Source organism: Flectobacillus sp. (assembly GCF_049240685.1).
Classification (GTDB): Bacteria; Bacteroidota; Bacteroidia; order Cytophagales; family Spirosomataceae; genus Flectobacillus.
The window spans coordinates 22,276-40,167 of the sequence record NZ_JBMLSD010000238.1; the positions used below are offsets into that span (position 1 = coordinate 22,276).

The following is a 17,892-nucleotide window of genomic DNA, read 5'->3' on the forward strand; positions in this document are numbered from 1 at the left end:
GTAACTATAAATTTTTATGTGTAATTTGAGTGTACGGTTATACCAACTTTTTGGTTGGTATAACCTTTTTTGTTTTCCTCATGTCATATTATCTATAATCTTTACTATCTTTCGGGATAACTCATCGTATTTGTGTTAGAAGAAAGATTATATGCGCAGATTTGTACATTTTTTAATCACTTTTACTTTAATAAATTGTCCTTGTTTTTCATTTTCTGCTAAATATAGTCTAATTGAAACCGCTAAGACTTTTGAAGTTTGGCTAGAGAAGGCGCCCTTCCAAAGCCAACAGAAGGAATTGTCCTACTTTAAGAAATCAGAGCAACTTTTCCTTCAATTAGAAGATCAGAAAAATATAGAGGAAGCCTATCGGTTGTGCGTTGCACGAGCCAAACGCTGGCATAAGCTAGGTTCTTTGCCTGACAAAGAATGGGCCTATGTATGGTATATTCATGCCTTTTACCAATGGTTTTTCTTACATGATATTCCTTCTACAAGACGTATCATTTATGAAAAAAACAAAGAACGAAACTTTCAATTTGTAGATAAGAGTTGGACTTTGTATTCTCGCACCTTGGTAGAGGATGGTTCCTATCAGGAGGCTATCGAATGGTGTACCAAGGGTGTGGATAAAGCTAGTAAGACAGTCGATACGGAAGTGTATTTAGGATTGCTGACCAATTTGATGAATGCAAAAGTTAAGCTAAATGCGCCTATTGAGGAGGTTATGGAAATAGGGGAGAGGCTACGAAAAGCTAGCTTGAATCATCCCAAAAAAATGTATTATTTGTATGTGTTTACTAACCTTGGTGAGTACTATTTGAGAGCAAAAGAGTATTCAAAAGCTCGCGAATATCTTGCGCAAGGAGTGCGGGTACGACTAAAATACCACTTGGACAACCTCGAGGCAGATAATATGTTAGCCTCTTGCTTTCAGAAACAAGGCGATTTTCAGGCTTCTACCCAGTTATATCATCGACTCATCAAGCAAATAGAATCATCCCCATTGCTCGCCTACGAAAAAGGGAAATATTATTTACATCAGGCAGATAACTTCAGACAACAAAATGAGCTTCCGAAAGCAGAAGTATACATCCTTAAAGCAGCCCGCGCATTAGGTTATCATTCAAGTGTTAAACTGTTTGAAGGGAAAAAATCAGAGTTATTATATTGGTTTGACTATCGAATTAGGGTTTCTTTAGAAAAGAAAAATCTTGCAAAAGTACAATATTTTCAGCTACAAACAGACAGTCTTATTGACTTGATGCGCAAGGAACATACCGAAATAAATTCAAAATTATTTTGGAGAGAAAATACACATCATTTTTACGAAAAAGCAATTGAGGTTAGTTTCCAACTCAAGGACCTCGAAAAAGCATTTTACTTTATAGAAAAAAGTCGAGCTATATTGTTGTTGGATGCGCTGAGTGATTTGGAGGCTAATAATCAGCTACCGTATGAAGTTAAAATTAGAAAACAAAGAATTCAACTTGAGATAGAGGTATTAAAACAACAGCTCTCTGGAACTGCGGCCAATTCGAAAAACTTTCAGCAAATAACACTCAAACTATTGGCTGCAAAAGATCAATATAACAACCTCATTGATTCTACAGAAAAAACAAATCCTACTTACCAAAAACTGAAATATAACCATCATTATATTTCGCTCAAAGAACTTCAAACTAAACTAAAAGCTCAAAATCAGTCATTTTTAGAATATTTTGTTGGAAATGAAGCCGTTTATGCTGTGTCTGTAACTTCTGATTTTGTACACTTAAAAAAGATATCTCTTCATTCTTATTTGAATACGGTCAATCTTTACCAAAAGCTCTTGTTAGAGGTTCAAACTAGTACAACAAAAAAGCAGTTTATTCAACTCAAAAAGGTTTCTTACGCATTATACAAGCATCTTTTTGAGCCATTTCATCTTCCAAAAGGTCGTGTTATCGTCTCACACGACAATTATTTTGTATCTATGGCGTCTTTACTGCCTGATTGGAGAATTTCAGATTTTTTGGTGAAAGATTACAGTTTTAGTTACGCTTATTCTGCCAATGTATATTTTAAAAATACAAATCGCGTGAGTATTGGGCGTACTAAACTTCTAGGAATAGCCCCAGTTAATTTTGATGAGAGGCTCAATGTTGCAAAGCTTTATAACTCAGATCATACTCTTGAAAATATTCAAAAAAAGCATTTTAATGGAAATCTACTAACCTATCATCATGCGACTAAGGCTAATTTCAAAAAGGAGGTAGCCGATTATGATATTATTCAACTGTTTACACATGGCAAGGCCGATTCTTTGGGTTCTGTAATTTATTTTCAGGACTCTGTTTTTAACCTTAATGAGCTTCAAATACTTCCTCAATTGCAAGCAAATTTAGTAGTGCTATCTGCCTGCCAGACCAATATTGGAAAGAATGCAACTGGAGAGGGTATTATGAGTTTTGCGAGAGGATTTGCCAATTTGGATGTTCCAAGTACTGTTTCGACTTTGTGGAGCGTGGATAATAACACTACTTATCAAATCACCGAGTTGTTTTATCAATATTTATCGGATGGTTATGAGAAAGATATTGCTTTGCAAAAAGCACAAATTGATTTTTTAAGAAAACCCTTATCGGCCAAATTACCGTATTATTGGAGTGGAATTGTATTGATAGGAGATTCTGGAAAAGTAGTTCTGTTTTCTAAAAAATGGCAATATTCAGTTTTAATTTTTGGTTTTGTTCTTTTTTCAATCTTTGGTTTTTGGGCTTACAAGAAGCTATTTTAGCACAAAGCTATTTGATGAAAGATTGGAGGATTTTTAACCAAATAATCTTTTTATTTGCAACAAGCACAAGACTAAGAGTTTTAACCTGTTTTTAATAACCAGAGGCACGCTTTTTTCCAAAGCCTACTGTCGAAAACCCATAACTATTGTTACTAAGAAACAATTTTATACTCTTTGCCTTGTCCCTGTTGCCCCAAATTCATTAGGTAATGATTAGATTACATAATTGTTTTTGGTTGAAAAACTTTGATTATTCCATCATTTTCACTGCTTACCACCAACAAGCTCTTCTTGGTCGGGCTATCTTTGGCAGGGATAAACATGACGCCTTCTGGTGCATCACCTGTTTTGAGTAATTGTAAGAAAACAGGTGCTTTGGGATTGGTAATATCATAAACTGCCACAGCATCTGAGCGCTCCATTCCTACAAAGACCACTTTTTTGTTGCCTACCATTCCTGTTGCTATACCTTCTGGCTCAACACCTTTATCATCACTTCTTGCATCATCATAAAGACCCGCAGAGGCACATTGTGTATCTAATTCTTTTTTGCTGTCAAAAACCAACGAACCGTCGTTGCCGTTCCAAACACTAAAAGAGCGCGCGCCTAACGAATATAATTCGTCTAAGTCCCCATCTCCATCGGTATCTCCCAAAGTAGAGGTAATATTTAATCGACCCAAGGCTGAGGTCGTTTTGAGCGTCGTTGCATTAGGGAAAGCAGTTGCGTCTAATTTTGCATTACTCATACGAAGAGTTTCTACAAAATTATCATACTCTCTAGCATCGCCTTCGTTTGCCGTAAACAAGTACGGAACTCCTCCCGCTTCATATACGGCAATTGCATCGGGTTGGTACATACCTTTTACAGGCCATTTTGCAAAATTAATGGCGTTATCTCTATCGCTTGGGTCTATTTCGTTTCCATCAACATTGTAGTTTTTGAAACCTAGCGGAAATACATTGGTGATTGTTTTTGAGGCAAGACTGATTTTTGCAATCGCATTGTTCTCTTGTAGTGTTACCCACGCTGTTTTAGAATCGCCCGCAACGGTGATATACTCTGGTTCGACGTCTTTTGCTAGGCTAGCATTTGGTCCAAATACTCTGAAGCCCTTAGCTTTCAAAGCGGCGAGTTGCCCCTCGTATCCCGCAAAATCAAGAGTAGTAACCGCATAGTTTTCTTCTACCGAAATAATAGAAATACTTCCTACTGGGTCGTTGCTATAGCTTGCATTTGGCTCACCTTCGTTTGCAGATAAAATATACTTTCCGTCAGGCGAAAAAGTAACCATGTCTGGCAAAGCACCTACCGTAATTACTTTAACTTCCTTATAATCAGTCGTATTGAATACAATTACTTTGCCTGGAGCTTGCTTGTCGGTAGACTCTATAGCAGCCGCTAGTTTACCATTACTAACACTTACACTGTTGACATAACCACCATAAGAAGCTACCATTATCGACGAAATGACTTTGATATTGCTAGGGTCAGCAAAGTCTAGGACATCAATTTTGTTTACGGTACTGTTGTTAACTACAAATAAGCGTTTTGTCTGTGGGTCGTAGGCCGAAATTTCAGCGGCTCCTGTTTCGCCGATATCAATAGAGCCAACCTCGGCAAAGGTTGCGGCATCTTCATTGACAAAAAACTCATTTTCAGAAGTAGTACAACTCGCAAAACATGCGGCGATAAGAATAGAAGTAAAAATCTTTTTCATTTTGAATAATTTAATTGTATGTCTCTTATTGAAATTAGGATACAAAATTATTATCGCAGTTTTAGGAGGATTGTACTTAAGAATTAAGACTATGTTAGGATTGTGTACGTTTTGTTAAGTGAATGTTAGGAGATACGAGGAGGAATATCAATAGATGGGAAATAAGCTTAGTTTAAATAAGTAAGTGGGTAAAATTAGTTTTAGGCATAAGGCCACAGGCACAAGGCAACAGGCAAAAGGCAATGAGTGTTGACTGATTACTAGTTCAAGACTTAGTCTTAGACTCAATTTTTCATGGTTTAAAACTGTTTTTACAAAATTTAGTGAAAAAGACTATACCCTCGCTGTTTCAAGTTTAAAAACTTGGAACGCCGAATAAGAAGCAGTCTCCGACTGCGACCTTACTCAAAATGAACCTATGTAAAAGCTCTGTAGGAGCGACAGAATTCAAGATAGTTATCTGTCTGTCGCACCTACGGAGCTTATGCAAAAATCCTAATAAATGGGTATCTCTTAAGTTATGTGTTAAGGCACGAGGTAACAGGCACAAGGCAAAGAGTGTTGACTGATTACTAGCCAATAACCTTTTCCTACCTAAATACCTGAGAAATAGTTCTATTTTTACCAATTAAGTATTCCAAAAAATCTAGTGGTGTTTTGCAAAAATCTTCTTGGCTGCCAGCGACGCCATTGCCATAATGGTAAGCTGCGGATTGACATTGATACTGGTCGGAAACACAGAGGCATCGGTTACATACACATTATCCAAACCTACGACTGCAAAATTTTCGTCGACTACTCGCTCATAGCTATGTTTTGCACTTGCCATTTTGTTGCCTCCTTGCGGATGCGCCGTACCCATAAACAAATCGGTTAGTTGTAAAGGGTATTGTTCAAAATTTTCAATAAAGTCCTTTACCTCATCTTGATTTTGAAGATTTAGTAAAATGCCGGGCTTGGTCGGAATTATCACTTTTTTTGCTCCAGAGGCTTGTCCAAGTTTTACCAGTGTGATAATTGCATACTTAATATTTTCAACATCTTTTTCGCTCAAAACCCAATCAAAGGCTTGGCCGTTAAGAATATTGGCTTTAGGTTGTATGCTGCCCATCGGGTCGGAGCCAATCAAACTTCCGAAGTTGAGAAGTTTATCATAATTTTTCATAAAATTATCACGACGATCAAACACGAAAGGCATACAAGCCAAGGCAAAAGCCGCTGGCGGGTTGAAGTAGGTCTCAAAAACCACTTTATTATCTGGTTTTTCATTATGAGAATAAAGGGTAATTTGCTCTCCATCGAAGGCCTTAATTGGTTCGTCATATTCAAATGCCAATGGCATTCCGAAGTTGCAACTGATGTGTTGACCAACCTGATTATTACCGAGTTGGCTCCTCATCAAGAAATGGCTAGAGGCAATCACGCCACCAGCAACTATCACGGCTTTATTTACTTTTACAATCCTAATTGCACCGTTGTCTGCTCTTAATATTACAGAGTCTGCTATATTCTCATCGGTATTTTTTTGTAGTCGTAAGGCTGTCCAATTGGCGATTACCTTTACACCCCAAGCCTCTGACCACGGAATATAGGTTTCGAGCATCGAACGCTTACGGAGTTTTTTGTTCCCCAAATTCCAGTTACCATCTCCAATATTTTCGAGATGATTTACTTCGAGTACCCTCGGAGCACTGAGTGTCGAACTAGCAGAAGGCTGACTTAGATTATACTGGCTAACACCCTTCTTGAATTTTTCTGCGACTAGCTCGTTAATCCCCTGATGATTAAGAGGTTTTACGTTGAGTTCTCTTTTTACTTGAGCATATTCTAGGAATATTTCTTCGGTAGGAATACCATAATCATCTTTCCAGATTTTAGCAACTGATTCAGGCATTTCAAAACAAACCGCATTATTACTTACAGTAGTGCCACCCACACACTCGCCCTGAAGCATCGTCATAGTAAACTGATTTGTTTGTTGTAAACCACCTTCTTTATAGATTTTTTTCATCATTTCCAATTCATTATCCTGAAAATCCTGACGGGGTTGTAATCTATTTCCTCGTTCTATCACTACGATTTTGCTGGCAGCCTCTCGAACTTTCTGTTCATCAATTTTTCCTGAGGAGTCGGTGTATTCTTTCTGTAAACACTCTACCAAACGATAGGCAGCGGTGGCTCCACCTGCACCCGAACCAATGATTAAATAATCTACTACTTCTGGCAAATCTGCTTCGTGCGTTGGCGTCGATATTCGTGGCGCAGGTAGCTTGATTGGTTGTATACTTTCAAAATTGTTTGCATCATCAGGAGATTTCGCTAGCTCGGCGACCTCCTTGAACGGCGGATTAAATAAGGCTCCATTGCTTTGAAGTCTATCACGGGCATCGGCTGGTACATAACCGATTGAGTGCCTAACGTTGGGATTAGAGTAAAAGGCAAATTGTGTTAGCGCATTCAAAGAAAGACCTATCTGATAGGCAAATTCTGATACAAGCGGCACGAATGAAGCTTTTCGTTGCCACTCATTTCTAAAAATATATCGATTTAAAAAATATCTTTGTTCATCTCTTTGCATCGACGAAAAAGGTGGTTTCATTCCAAGTAGCGTATTAAAAATATGCTCTAATAGGCTAAATGGTACGTTCAAAATCCCTCTCTTTCTGCCTTTAATTCCTGCAATATACTGGTCGATAGAACTCGTAATCAGGGAAAGGTTTTTTTCGTCACCTATCAATTGATTCTGTTGGGCGCCTAATGCTTGTACTAATGCTCGAATACTGTCGGTAGCCGAAGGACTCAAGGTATTTATGCCACAGTCTATCTTGTAATACAGGCTTCTTAAATAATTTAAAAGACCAGCTATTAGCAAGAATACACAAGCATAAAGCCCTAAATACCAATCTATATGTTCGAAAATACCATATTGATTGATGATTTTTACATCGGCAAATATGATCCAAATCAAGCCTAAGAAGGCTCCTAGTACCATTGGGAAAATAAGTAGATTTGTAAAATGTTGTCTTAACGAAATACGATTGATTAGTAAAACACAAATGGCTGCCCATGATACAAAAAGCGTAATAGTATTACCAAGCATAGGGTCTGGAGCAGAAAAAATGAGCCCCCAGCCCTCTGTTGGATTTCCCCAAATCCGAAAAGCCAACATGCTGAGTCCAATCACGATACATAGTATGGTAAGCGCTGTATATACTATTTTTTGTATCGTAAGTGGAATCGAGAAGTTGATAGGAATCTCTTTTATTGCTTTAAAATCGCCCCTCTTGGCACGGTACTTGACCATCACAAAAATGAAAATGGATAATAAACTCCCCTCAACAAAGGTAGAGGTAAGGAGGTAGTCTCGGTAATTAATCGTGCTAGATGAATTGAGGTAAAACAGTAAGGTGAAGATGGTAGAAAATAAATGACCCGCAACCAAAACGATGCATACATAATAACGTAAACCAATGTTGTATGCTCCCAAGAAAGTAAGCATAATCATGAGCCATTCTTTGATGTAGGTGTTCATCGAAAGTGCCAAATTAGCATTGCCCATGTTAATCATGTATTGCAAGGATTCTGGCCATGGACTAGCACCTAGCTGACCTAATGCCAAAATTGCCCAAAAGCCTAAATAACCAAATCCCGCTAATCTTAATAGCCAAAAGCCTATATCTCTTTTGGGTCTTGCGATAGTTTCGGTGGCCCACGATTTTCCGAATAATGAATCAAATTGTTGTTGGGTGGCTCCCTTGATGGCAGGAGTTCCCCAAAGTATAGTAGCTAAGATTCGGGCAATAAATAAGGTGAATACGCTAGTGATTTTGGATAATGTGACTATTGTGACTAAAATCTGTCCAAAGTGACTAGGAACCCAAAAAAGAAACTTTTCAAAATGAAAAACCCAAAGGGTTGGTGCGCCTGAGGCTTGAAAAGAATATTGCTGTAGTTCTGCTACAAAATATCCAAAACAAAGCGTGCTCCACAAAAATAGAGAACTAGATTTTCTGAAAAAAAACAAGAATGGTGAGGCTATCAGAACTATAACAATGCCCACTATCCAACTAGAAGCGAAATGGATACCTAAAAATTTGACTTTTTGAAAACTAATCCAATCATATTGGTCAAACAAGATTACTACCGAACAAACCAAAAGGACTTGGACTGCTACCACACAAGCCAGACTTTTCCAAACTGGTGTAGTATCTAGTGAGTCAGGGCGCAAGTATCCCTTTAGCGTAAAGAGAGAGGGGATTTTCATAATAATTTTAAAATGTTATATAGATTAAAAGTTGATTAAATCATTTATCAAGTTAGCACGCAAAATAAAATTTAATTTTTGAGCTTAAGGCTTTCAGCTTTGGGCATTCGGCAAAAATCTATCTATCGTTACTGAAATACAATTTAACATACTTTGCCTAGTGCCTGATGACTTGTGCTGTTAACAAAACACTTAAATCTAATTTTGCTCACTTACCTAAGTTAGTGGGCAAAATAGAATTTAATTTTTGTGCCCAAGGCATTCAGGTATCAGCTTTCGGCGGTGGGCTTTGGAAAAAAGCATAGCTGTGGTTAATAAAAACATTTTAACACTTTGTGCCTTGTGCCTGTTGCCTTGTCCCTAAACACATAACTTAAATATTATTCTGCTCGATTACTTACTACTTACACAAATACATTCGAATGGTCAGATTCGGTACTAGTTGAAGCAAACTTGATAAAATTTAAAAGTGATAAATATTGCCCAGTATTTGTAAAATAACGGATTGCACAGAAACAAACATGGGTGTTGTGTACCGTTAAATTACGATTGGTTTGTACTGTCTGTGATGACTTTATCGTGATTGAAACGTAAGTAATAGGTTGGCCATAAGTTTGTACGCAAAATAAATTTTAATTATTGAGCTTTGGGCTTTCAGCAAAAACATATCTGTATTTGCTAAAAAACATGTTAAAACTCTTTGCCTATTGCCTTATGCCTACAGCATGACAACTTTGCCCATTTACTTAAAAGCGACGATTGGTTTTTCCTCTAATATCATTTAAGATATTTTACCTTAGAGGTACATAAATTGCAATATATTGCTGAAAACTTTATTCAGCTCTAAAAAAACACTTTACTTTGTGACTATTATTTGATCGGTAGTGTAAGTTAGTGGGCAAAATAGAATTTAATTTATGTGCCTAAGGCATTCAGATATTAGCTTTCGGCGGTGTGCTTTGGAAAAAAGCATGGCTGTGGTTAATAAAAACATTTCACACTCTGTGCCTTGTGCCTGTTGCCTTGTCCCTAAAACACAAAACTTAAATTTTATTTTGCGTATTAACTCATTAATAATGATTACTAACAAAAATATAAATTTTAGAAAGCTTTCAAGAAGAAAACGCCACAATTAAACAAACTTTCGAGTTATCGGCACGAGCCCTTAAAATAATATACTTAGTTGTTTCTCAAAAATAGTGGTCTACAGTTACCACCAAAAAATCTATTAAAATGAAAAAACTTATTATAGCAGCAAATATGGTCTTTTTTTCGGCATCGAACCCTATTTTTGCTAATATTCCATTGCAACAAACGGTAAGCGATAAACCTATGAAAGTTACGTTTCATGGTGTTTACAAAATACCAGATCATGAAATCTACACAATTTTGAAAGGTATAAAAACACCTATAAAAGAGAGTTCAGAGGTGTTGATTGAACCCAACAGTAGTATTGTTCTGAGAGTAGTAAATACCAAGACTAATCAAATCGTTGCCCGTGAAAAGGTGATGTATATGAATGTGGCTACTGACCTAGTTTTTGAAACGTTACAAGGGCAAAATGTACTGTATAAACGTAAAGTATCTGTAAATGCTGTCGCAAATTCAAATGTTTCTGCCAATGTAAAGTCTACCACAACAGCCAGCAAACCGAGTAACACTCCGCAGGCTGCTTCAAAGACCAACGAGATTACAAATTTTGTAAAACCCAAACCAGGCACATTCCCCGAAAAAGATGGGATTCGTTCTGGAAAAGGAGTGTATGAAGAAAAGGCTCCATCCACCACAGTTCCAAATAAAAAAGTGAATAGTGTTGATAAAGCCACTCCTGCTCCTAAAGTGTCAAATGAGAGTGCTGCAAATACAAACCATTCTACTAAACAATCGGAGAATTTAGATCCAAGGGCTACTTTAACTAAAATAAATATGCCCAAAGCCAAAGAGGAACCCACCCAAAAGGTAGGTAATTTGGGTGTAATCAGTGCCAAACCAATTATCATCAAAAGAACAACCAAAACAGCCCCAGCTACAAAAGCAAAAAGTAAGCAATAGTAGGCAATAGGCACAAGGCATTAGGCAAAGTGTGTTTTAATGTTTTTAAAAACCACAGAAATGCTTCTCTCCAAAGCTTAAAGCTTGGCAAAACATATCTATCGTTAAAAAAAGCAATTTAACGCGCTTTGCCCAGTGCCTTTTCTCTTGCGCCCTCAATACAATAACTTTAATTTAATTTTGTATAAGTATTAACGCAAAATAATATTTAATTTTTGAGCCTTCGGCTTTCAGCTTTGGGCATTCGGCAAAACATATCTATCGTGACTAAAAAACATTTTAGCACTCTTTGCCTTGTGCCTGTTGCCTTGTCCCTAAAACACAAAAATTAAATATAATTCTACACGATTACTTAAGTAAGTAGAAAAACGTTATTTGTTAATAGTATATCAAAGGGGAGGGTTTGGAATAAACTTTTGATTATGAATGTATTACAATAAATAATGTACTGTTAACTAATAACGTCTCTTTACTTAATTACCTAATAAACACTCCACTCAATAAGCATTTTTGTCTCAACTCAATTTTTCTAGTTATCTTTATCGATGTTTTAGTCTTCAGAAGCCATCATCTTTTGAACGCACCAGTTATCTATTTATATTTTCATGAAAAAATATTTGTATTTAGTTATAATGTTGACATTGATATCCTGCGAAAGGAAGCAACATCGAGAGGTAAAGCTACCAATTTCTGATTCATCATTATTCGTGAATACGCCAATCAAATATGCTGTCGAAAACCAAGAAATCGATGAGGCTTCAGGAATAGCATCTTCATGGAAAAATCCTAATAAATTTTGGGTACACAACGATAGTGGTGGCAAAAACATTCTTTACTTAATTGATAATCATGGTAAAGGCTTACAAAAAGTTATTTTGGAGGGAATAAGTAACCGTGATTGGGAAGATATTGCAGTCGTCAGACAAGGAAATGAATCTTATATTTACATTGCCGAAACAGGAGATAACTTTAAGTGGCGCTCATCCAAATATATTTATCGACTAAAAGAGCCACAGTTGAATGATAAATCACAAGATACTGTAAATCAGATAGAAATCATAGAGTTTGAATACCCAGATGGTCGAAAAGATGCTGAATGTTTGTTGATTGACCCAACTACTAAAGATATTTTTATCGTGTCAAATCGTGAGGCTCAAAAGCATATTTATCGTCTCAAATATCCTCAGTCCACCTCCCAGATAAACCGTGCAGAGTTTTTGGGTATTCTTAATGCCTCTCAAGAAAAGGAATCTGACGACAAATCCGTTCGACAAGATTTGTTTGTTACCTCTGGTTCAATTTCGGCAGATGGAAGCGAGATAATGATAAAAAACTACAAGAATATTTTTTATTGGAAAAGGTCAGAGGCTGAGTCCATAGCTCATGCTTTGCAACGCCTACCCATAGTCTTACCTTATGAGCTCGAACCACAAGGAGAGGCGCTCAGCTTCTCTCAAAATGGCGAAGAGTACTATACGATTCCCGAAAAAGGTCATCGTAGTAACCAAATTTTCCTCTCTTGCTACAAACGAAAAGATAAAGCACATCATAATTTTTTGAAGTAATTATTCAGCCATTCGATAAGGAAAATGGGGTTAATTGCTGTAATGTAATGTTAATCGTCAAAAATCTTTTTTATTGTCAAATGATAATTTTTATTTGGTACGATTTTTGCACGATTCTATGTAACTCACACACTTTTTAAACTTAGACTTATATAATTGAATATCAGTGAGTTAGCGCCTAGCCTTACTATTATGATTCTCTTTACAGTCACTCTTTCCGACATATACAAGTAGCTTCATGTAGTAACTTCCTACCATTAAGATTATTTTGGACAGTTGCTTATGCAAAATCTGGTAAATCATATATTTGAAGATACTTTTGTAGGATATTGGCTTTGGGATGCCAATACAAACTTAAATTCCTGCAACCCGACCTTGCTTAAACTTCTAGCATTTTCCGAAGCAGATTTTATTGCTACGGAGACTTTTTGGTATGACTATCTTTCGCAAACGGATTTGAATTCATTTCAACAGGTATTTGCAGAGCTATCTCAAACAATAGAATCAAGAAACTATAGCTTTAAGTGGCGTTTAAAACTTCCCAATCATGAAATCCGTTATGTGAAGGCCGGTTTTCGAAATATACTCAATGATTTTGCGATAGAAGCAATCGTGGGCAGTTTTATTGATATTACCGACGAAACCCTACGCTTGTTGGAACTCCAAAAGGAAGAATCGCTTTATCAGCGTACTTCGCAATTAGGAAAATCAGGCTCATGGGAATTTGATTTTGGGAAAAACTGGTTTTATATCAATCAACCTGCTCAAAAATTATTACAACTGGAGTCTGCATTTTTGGACTGGGATGTTGTTAGAACTTGGTTTTTGATAGAAGAAGATTATCAGGCTTTTGAACGAAATCTTATGGCCTTGGTATCGGAACAACAAAGTTTTTTGCTTGAATTTGAAGCCAATAAACAGCTTGGGTTGAACAAATGGTTTAGAATTGTTGCAGAATCAAAAGTAATAGGACGTTCTTCGCCAAAGGTATTTGGTGTGATTCAAGATATTACAGAGTATAAATTGTTTGATGAACGCCTGAATGTCATTTTTGAGCGTTCGACTGATGCACATTTGGTGTTTGATGAAAATGGCATAATTGATTGTAATGTCGCGGCTGTTCAAATGTTGGGCTGTCAGGATAAAGCTACTTTATTACGTTATCACCCAGCTCATTTTTCGCCTGATTATCAGCCTGATGGAATGACTTCCAGAGAAAAGTCCCAGAAAATGGATGCTTTAGCCCGTCAAAATGGCTATCATCGATTTGAATGGCTTCATAAACGATTGGATGGTACCACTTTTTTGGCAGAGGTTACGCTCAATCCTATTCGTCTCAATCAAAAGGATGCACTCTTGGTGGTTTGGCATGATATAACCGATAGAAAAAGCGCGGAAGCAAAACTTGCCAACACTCAATTGTTGTTGGCAGAAACCCAGCTTTTGACACATTCGGCAAGTTGGGTATTTGATTTAGAAAGCGCATCGAATACCTATTCGTCTGCTGCTACTGAAATTTTTGAAATAGAGGAAGAAACGGGCTTTGCAAATATCAATCCCCTCAATTGGATTGATGATACGGCAAAGGAGGCTTATCTTCAAACGATAGACAAGGCAATACGAAACCAAGAAGAGTTTGAAATAGAACTTCCTTTGGTGTTGAGTAATGGTAAAAAGAAGATTATTAGAAAAATCGGTAAGCCTACTATTACCGAAAACGGGAAGATTGATAAAATTATTGGTGCGATTTTAGATATTACCAAGGAAAGAAAAAGTCAAGAATCGATTCTCTGGGCAAAAGAACAAGCTGAGCAGGCGGCTATTGCCAAAACTCAATTCTTGTCGACTATGAGCCATGAGATTCGAACACCAATGAATGCTGTAATCGGAATTACGCATTTGTTGATGCAAAATGCACGCGAAGATCAGGCAGAATACTTGAAAATTTTGAAGTTTTCAGCCGAAAACCTATTGGTTTTAATAAATGATATCCTCGATTTTAATAAAATAGAAGCAGGAAAAATAACGTTCGAAGAGGTTGATTTTAGTTTGAAAGATTTACTTATCAATATTCGTGCAGCTTTATCACAAAAGGCTGCCGATAAAGGAATTCAGCTAAAATTAATGATGGACGATGATTTGCCCGAAGCCGTAAAAGGTGATTCGGTACGAATTGGACAAATTCTTACCAACCTTGTATCCAATGCCGTGAAGTTTACCGATTATGGTCGAGTAATTATTTCGGCTTCTATTCTTAAAAAAGAGACTGATTATACTACCATTACCTTTGAGGTAAAAGATACTGGTATCGGTATTCCTCAAGAAAAATGGGATTCTATCTTTGACAGTTTTACGCAGGCTAGTTCTGAAACTACCAGAAAATATGGTGGTACTGGGCTTGGTCTGACCATCACGAAACGATTATTGGAGCTGCAAGGCAGTAAAATTCAGCTAGAAAGCGCTCCAGGCGAAGGTTCTATATTTTATTTTGACCTACGTCTAAAAAATAGTTCATTCCAATTTAAAAAACGTACAGAACCTGATATGACAAGTCAAAAACACCCGAGCTTAAAAGGTCTTAAATTATTGATAGCAGACGATAACAGAATCAATATTATTGTGGCTCAACAATTCTTTAAACGATGGGATATCGAAAGTGATGTTGCCGAAAATGGTCTATTAGCACTTCAAATGGTTCAGCAAGCTAACTATGATTTGGTGCTTATGGATTTACAAATGCCCGAAATGGATGGCTATGAGGCCACACGTCAGATTAGAGCACTTAATGATGATAAATTTAATAAAATACCAATTATTGCGCTAACAGCCTCTGCAATGTTGGATATTAAGGATAAGGCATTTTCAGTAGGGATGAATGACTATATTTCAAAACCTTTTAATCCTGATGAGTTATACCTAAAAATAGCTCAGAATGGTCACAAGGAAGTAGTATAGGTGTTGGTGCTTTATTGACTATTGGAATATTTTGTAAAAATATCATAATCTTATTTGACTAAATAGGCGCATATTGTTTCGCATATTGCTAAATTTTCTTTGAATTAACGTATCAAAAAGGCGTTATCCCTAATTTAGTGATTGAGCGATTATGTTAAAATTTAGATTCTATAAGTAGAGACGCAATGCTTGCGTCTCGATGCTTGCGTCCTAATGCTTGCGTCTCAATGCTTGTGTCTCAAACCACCTAAATCTAGCATGATAGCCTCAAAAAAGGGTCGGGAAATATATTTCCCGACCCTTTTTTTATGAAAATTTGGAGGGTAATCCCAATCCCAAAATTTGGGATGACTCATGTTTAATTTCTTGATGGCCTTTTTACAAATACTATTTTTTCTTTATTGTTGAGCTTAAAAAAACGATTTGCGAAAGTTCGAATGGTTCAGAAAAATACTTTAGATGAGTAGTCAAGGAGGAGGTTGGGATTAAAGAGATTTGATGAATTTTCCTTGGAAAAGAACTTCTTTATGTGAATCAAAATATGAGCCAATGATAATTTTCAAATAATAACTTCCAGCAGCTAACGAAGATACATCAAGACGAAAATGATTATCTTTAAACGCCTCAACATTTGAATCTTTGATAAGTTTCCCTTCTGTATCATATATCAAAACGGTTGTTTGGTAGGAAGTATAGACTGGATTAAAATACAAAAATTCAGTACAAGGGTTTGGATATACTACTAATTGTTGTTTTTCTTCAGAAATAAAAAAAGCAGATTGTTGATATTCGTAACAGCCAATATCATATCTACCATCAAAAGGTCGAGGTTTTCCCTCGAGGTCAGATGTTAATTCCCACAAGGGTACGTTTCCACCTTTATTAATCAGAGGTGATGTATTGGTAAGATGAAAATCACCAGTTTGTGGATTTTTAAGTTTTGCCGAACCAATTACATTATCCATGTAATTGTTTTCTTCCCAGTATTGCACCCTGTCTGGCGCATTAATAAAACGACCTGGCTTGCTTGATAACAAGGCGTTGTTTACAACCTGATACAATTGAATGGGACTATAGATTTTCAAGCTTTCGGCACCTGTAAAAGCAATCGTATTGTTATAAATTTTTACAAAAGTATTTATCGGAGATTTTGGTCTAGTATCCGAAAAAATCCCAGCGTCTCCAGTGTCATAGATAAGATTATTGTAAATAGATTGATTGCCAACACCACCAATCATAATAAGACCTATACCCGGTACTTCGTGAATGATATTATTGTAGAATACCCCTCCCGAACCACCACCGATTTGAACCCCATTGTTTTGGAAAACAGCAAATGGGGCAATTCCTGTATTTACAACAAGATTGTCATGTACTTTAGCATCAGGCGAACATCCATATTGAATACCCTCAGCACCTGTGTTGTTGACTTTATTGCGGTATATTTCAAGTCCATATATTAAATGTGGGTTAGCCAAAAGTGTATCTTTCCCACAAATTATTTTCTGACCGTAATTCCAAAAAGAACTTCCAATATATATACCTTCTCCTCCTGTATTATGGATATGATTGTCATGAATTTTGAGATTATACATCTTAAAATTTTCTTCCCAATTGCTTCTATCGCAATTGGGGTCAGATTTTGCCATAATTCCCGCAAATCCAACATTAGCGATTTCGAGGTGATCTAACTCAATATCTGTGCTAAAATCTCCAATTTTCACTCCCATTGAATTATCGGAAGTAGCTTCTATTTTAAATCCCAAAGTGGAATCTGCCTCTGTTTCTCCTGTCAAGCGGATATGTTTACAATTAGAAAACAGCATACCGTTGTTATTCCCTTTCACCACCACCCGCCCATTACAATTTCGGATAGTGATAGGTGCTTGAGGTTCACCAGCTATGCCAGTAAAATGAATTTCTGAATAGTTTCCAGCGGCAATACACACCGTTTGGCCTGGCAATACCTTTAGATTAGTGGAAGTAAAAAAATTAGATTTAGTAATGGTATGATCACATTTACAATTTTGAGAAAACGATATAGTTTTTGAATAAAAAAATAAAAAACAAGTTAAAAGAGGAAAAATTATTTTCATTTCAGAAAGTTATAGCTTTACAATCGTAAATTACAAATAAAGTTTAGTTAAGGTAGCAATTGAGTGGACAAAACTTACATGATTACTTACTAGCTTAATCATAAAAGCTTTTTTTGCCTAAGCTATACTATTAATTTAATCTTTCCTTTTACTTAAGTTAGTGTGCAAAATAGAATTTAATTTTTGTGCCTAAGGCATTCAGGTATTAGCTTTCGGTGGTGGGCTTTGGAAAAAAGCATGGCTGTGGTTAATAAAAACATTTTAACACTCTTTGCCTTGTGCCTGTTGCCTTGTCCCTATGATAAAAAACTTAAATATAATTTTGCACTAATACTTACTTAAAATAAATACTTTGCCAAAGCCCGAAGCCGAGTGAATTTGCCTTAGTTTACCTTTTGTAATTTCCCTCTAAAAATGGGCGAAATGCTTCGGGTGCCTGTAACCTGCCTAAGTTGAATAA

7 protein-coding genes are annotated in these 17,892 nt (G+C 36.5%); 4 read left to right on the forward strand and 3 right to left on the reverse strand.

All coding sequences use genetic code 11. The features are described 5' to 3' along the window. Positions 1 to 298: 298 nt before the first annotated feature. The gene (locus tag ACOVQ4_RS11015; RefSeq protein ID WP_421820696.1) at positions 299 to 2,779 is read left to right on the forward strand and encodes a CHAT domain-containing protein; all 2,481 of its coding nucleotides are present in this window, start codon (positions 299 to 301) and stop codon (positions 2,777 to 2,779) included. 218 nt (positions 2,780 to 2,997) lie between these two features. On the opposite strand, the gene ACOVQ4_RS11020 is transcribed toward ACOVQ4_RS11015, so the two are convergent. Together ACOVQ4_RS11020 and ACOVQ4_RS11025 are read right to left on the reverse strand one after the other, a co-directional pair. Then, positions 2,998 to 4,500 carry a choice-of-anchor I family protein gene (locus tag ACOVQ4_RS11020; protein WP_421820697.1) on the reverse strand — a complete coding sequence of 501 codons (1,503 nt, stop codon included), beginning with the start codon at positions 4,498 to 4,500 and terminating at the stop codon, positions 2,998 to 3,000. 646 nt (positions 4,501 to 5,146) lie between these two features. Beyond that, positions 5,147 to 8,764 carry a GMC family oxidoreductase gene (locus ACOVQ4_RS11025; RefSeq protein ID WP_421820698.1) on the reverse strand — a complete coding sequence of 1,206 codons (3,618 nt, stop codon included), beginning with the start codon at positions 8,762 to 8,764 and terminating at the stop codon, positions 5,147 to 5,149. A gap of 1,233 nt (positions 8,765 to 9,997) precedes the next feature. Here ACOVQ4_RS11025 and ACOVQ4_RS11030 point away from each other — a divergent pair. From ACOVQ4_RS11030 to ACOVQ4_RS11040, 3 genes are all read left to right on the forward strand, one after another. Beyond that, positions 9,998 to 10,816, forward strand: coding sequence for a hypothetical protein (locus ACOVQ4_RS11030; protein WP_421820699.1), 819 nt, complete (start codon positions 9,998 to 10,000; stop codon positions 10,814 to 10,816). 605 nt (positions 10,817 to 11,421) lie between these two features. After that, positions 11,422 to 12,381, forward strand: coding sequence for a PE-PGRS family protein (locus tag ACOVQ4_RS11035; RefSeq protein WP_421820700.1), 960 nt, complete (start codon positions 11,422 to 11,424; stop codon positions 12,379 to 12,381). 282 nt (positions 12,382 to 12,663) lie between these two features. Then, positions 12,664 to 15,336, forward strand: coding sequence for a response regulator (locus tag ACOVQ4_RS11040; protein ID WP_421820701.1), 2,673 nt, complete (start codon positions 12,664 to 12,666; stop codon positions 15,334 to 15,336). A gap of 485 nt (positions 15,337 to 15,821) precedes the next feature. Here ACOVQ4_RS11040 and ACOVQ4_RS11045 read toward each other — a convergent pair whose 3' ends face one another. Then, positions 15,822 to 17,285 carry a T9SS type A sorting domain-containing protein gene (locus ACOVQ4_RS11045; RefSeq protein WP_421820702.1) on the reverse strand — a complete coding sequence of 488 codons (1,464 nt, stop codon included), beginning with the start codon at positions 17,283 to 17,285 and terminating at the stop codon, positions 15,822 to 15,824. Positions 17,286 to 17,892: the final 607 nt, after the last annotated feature.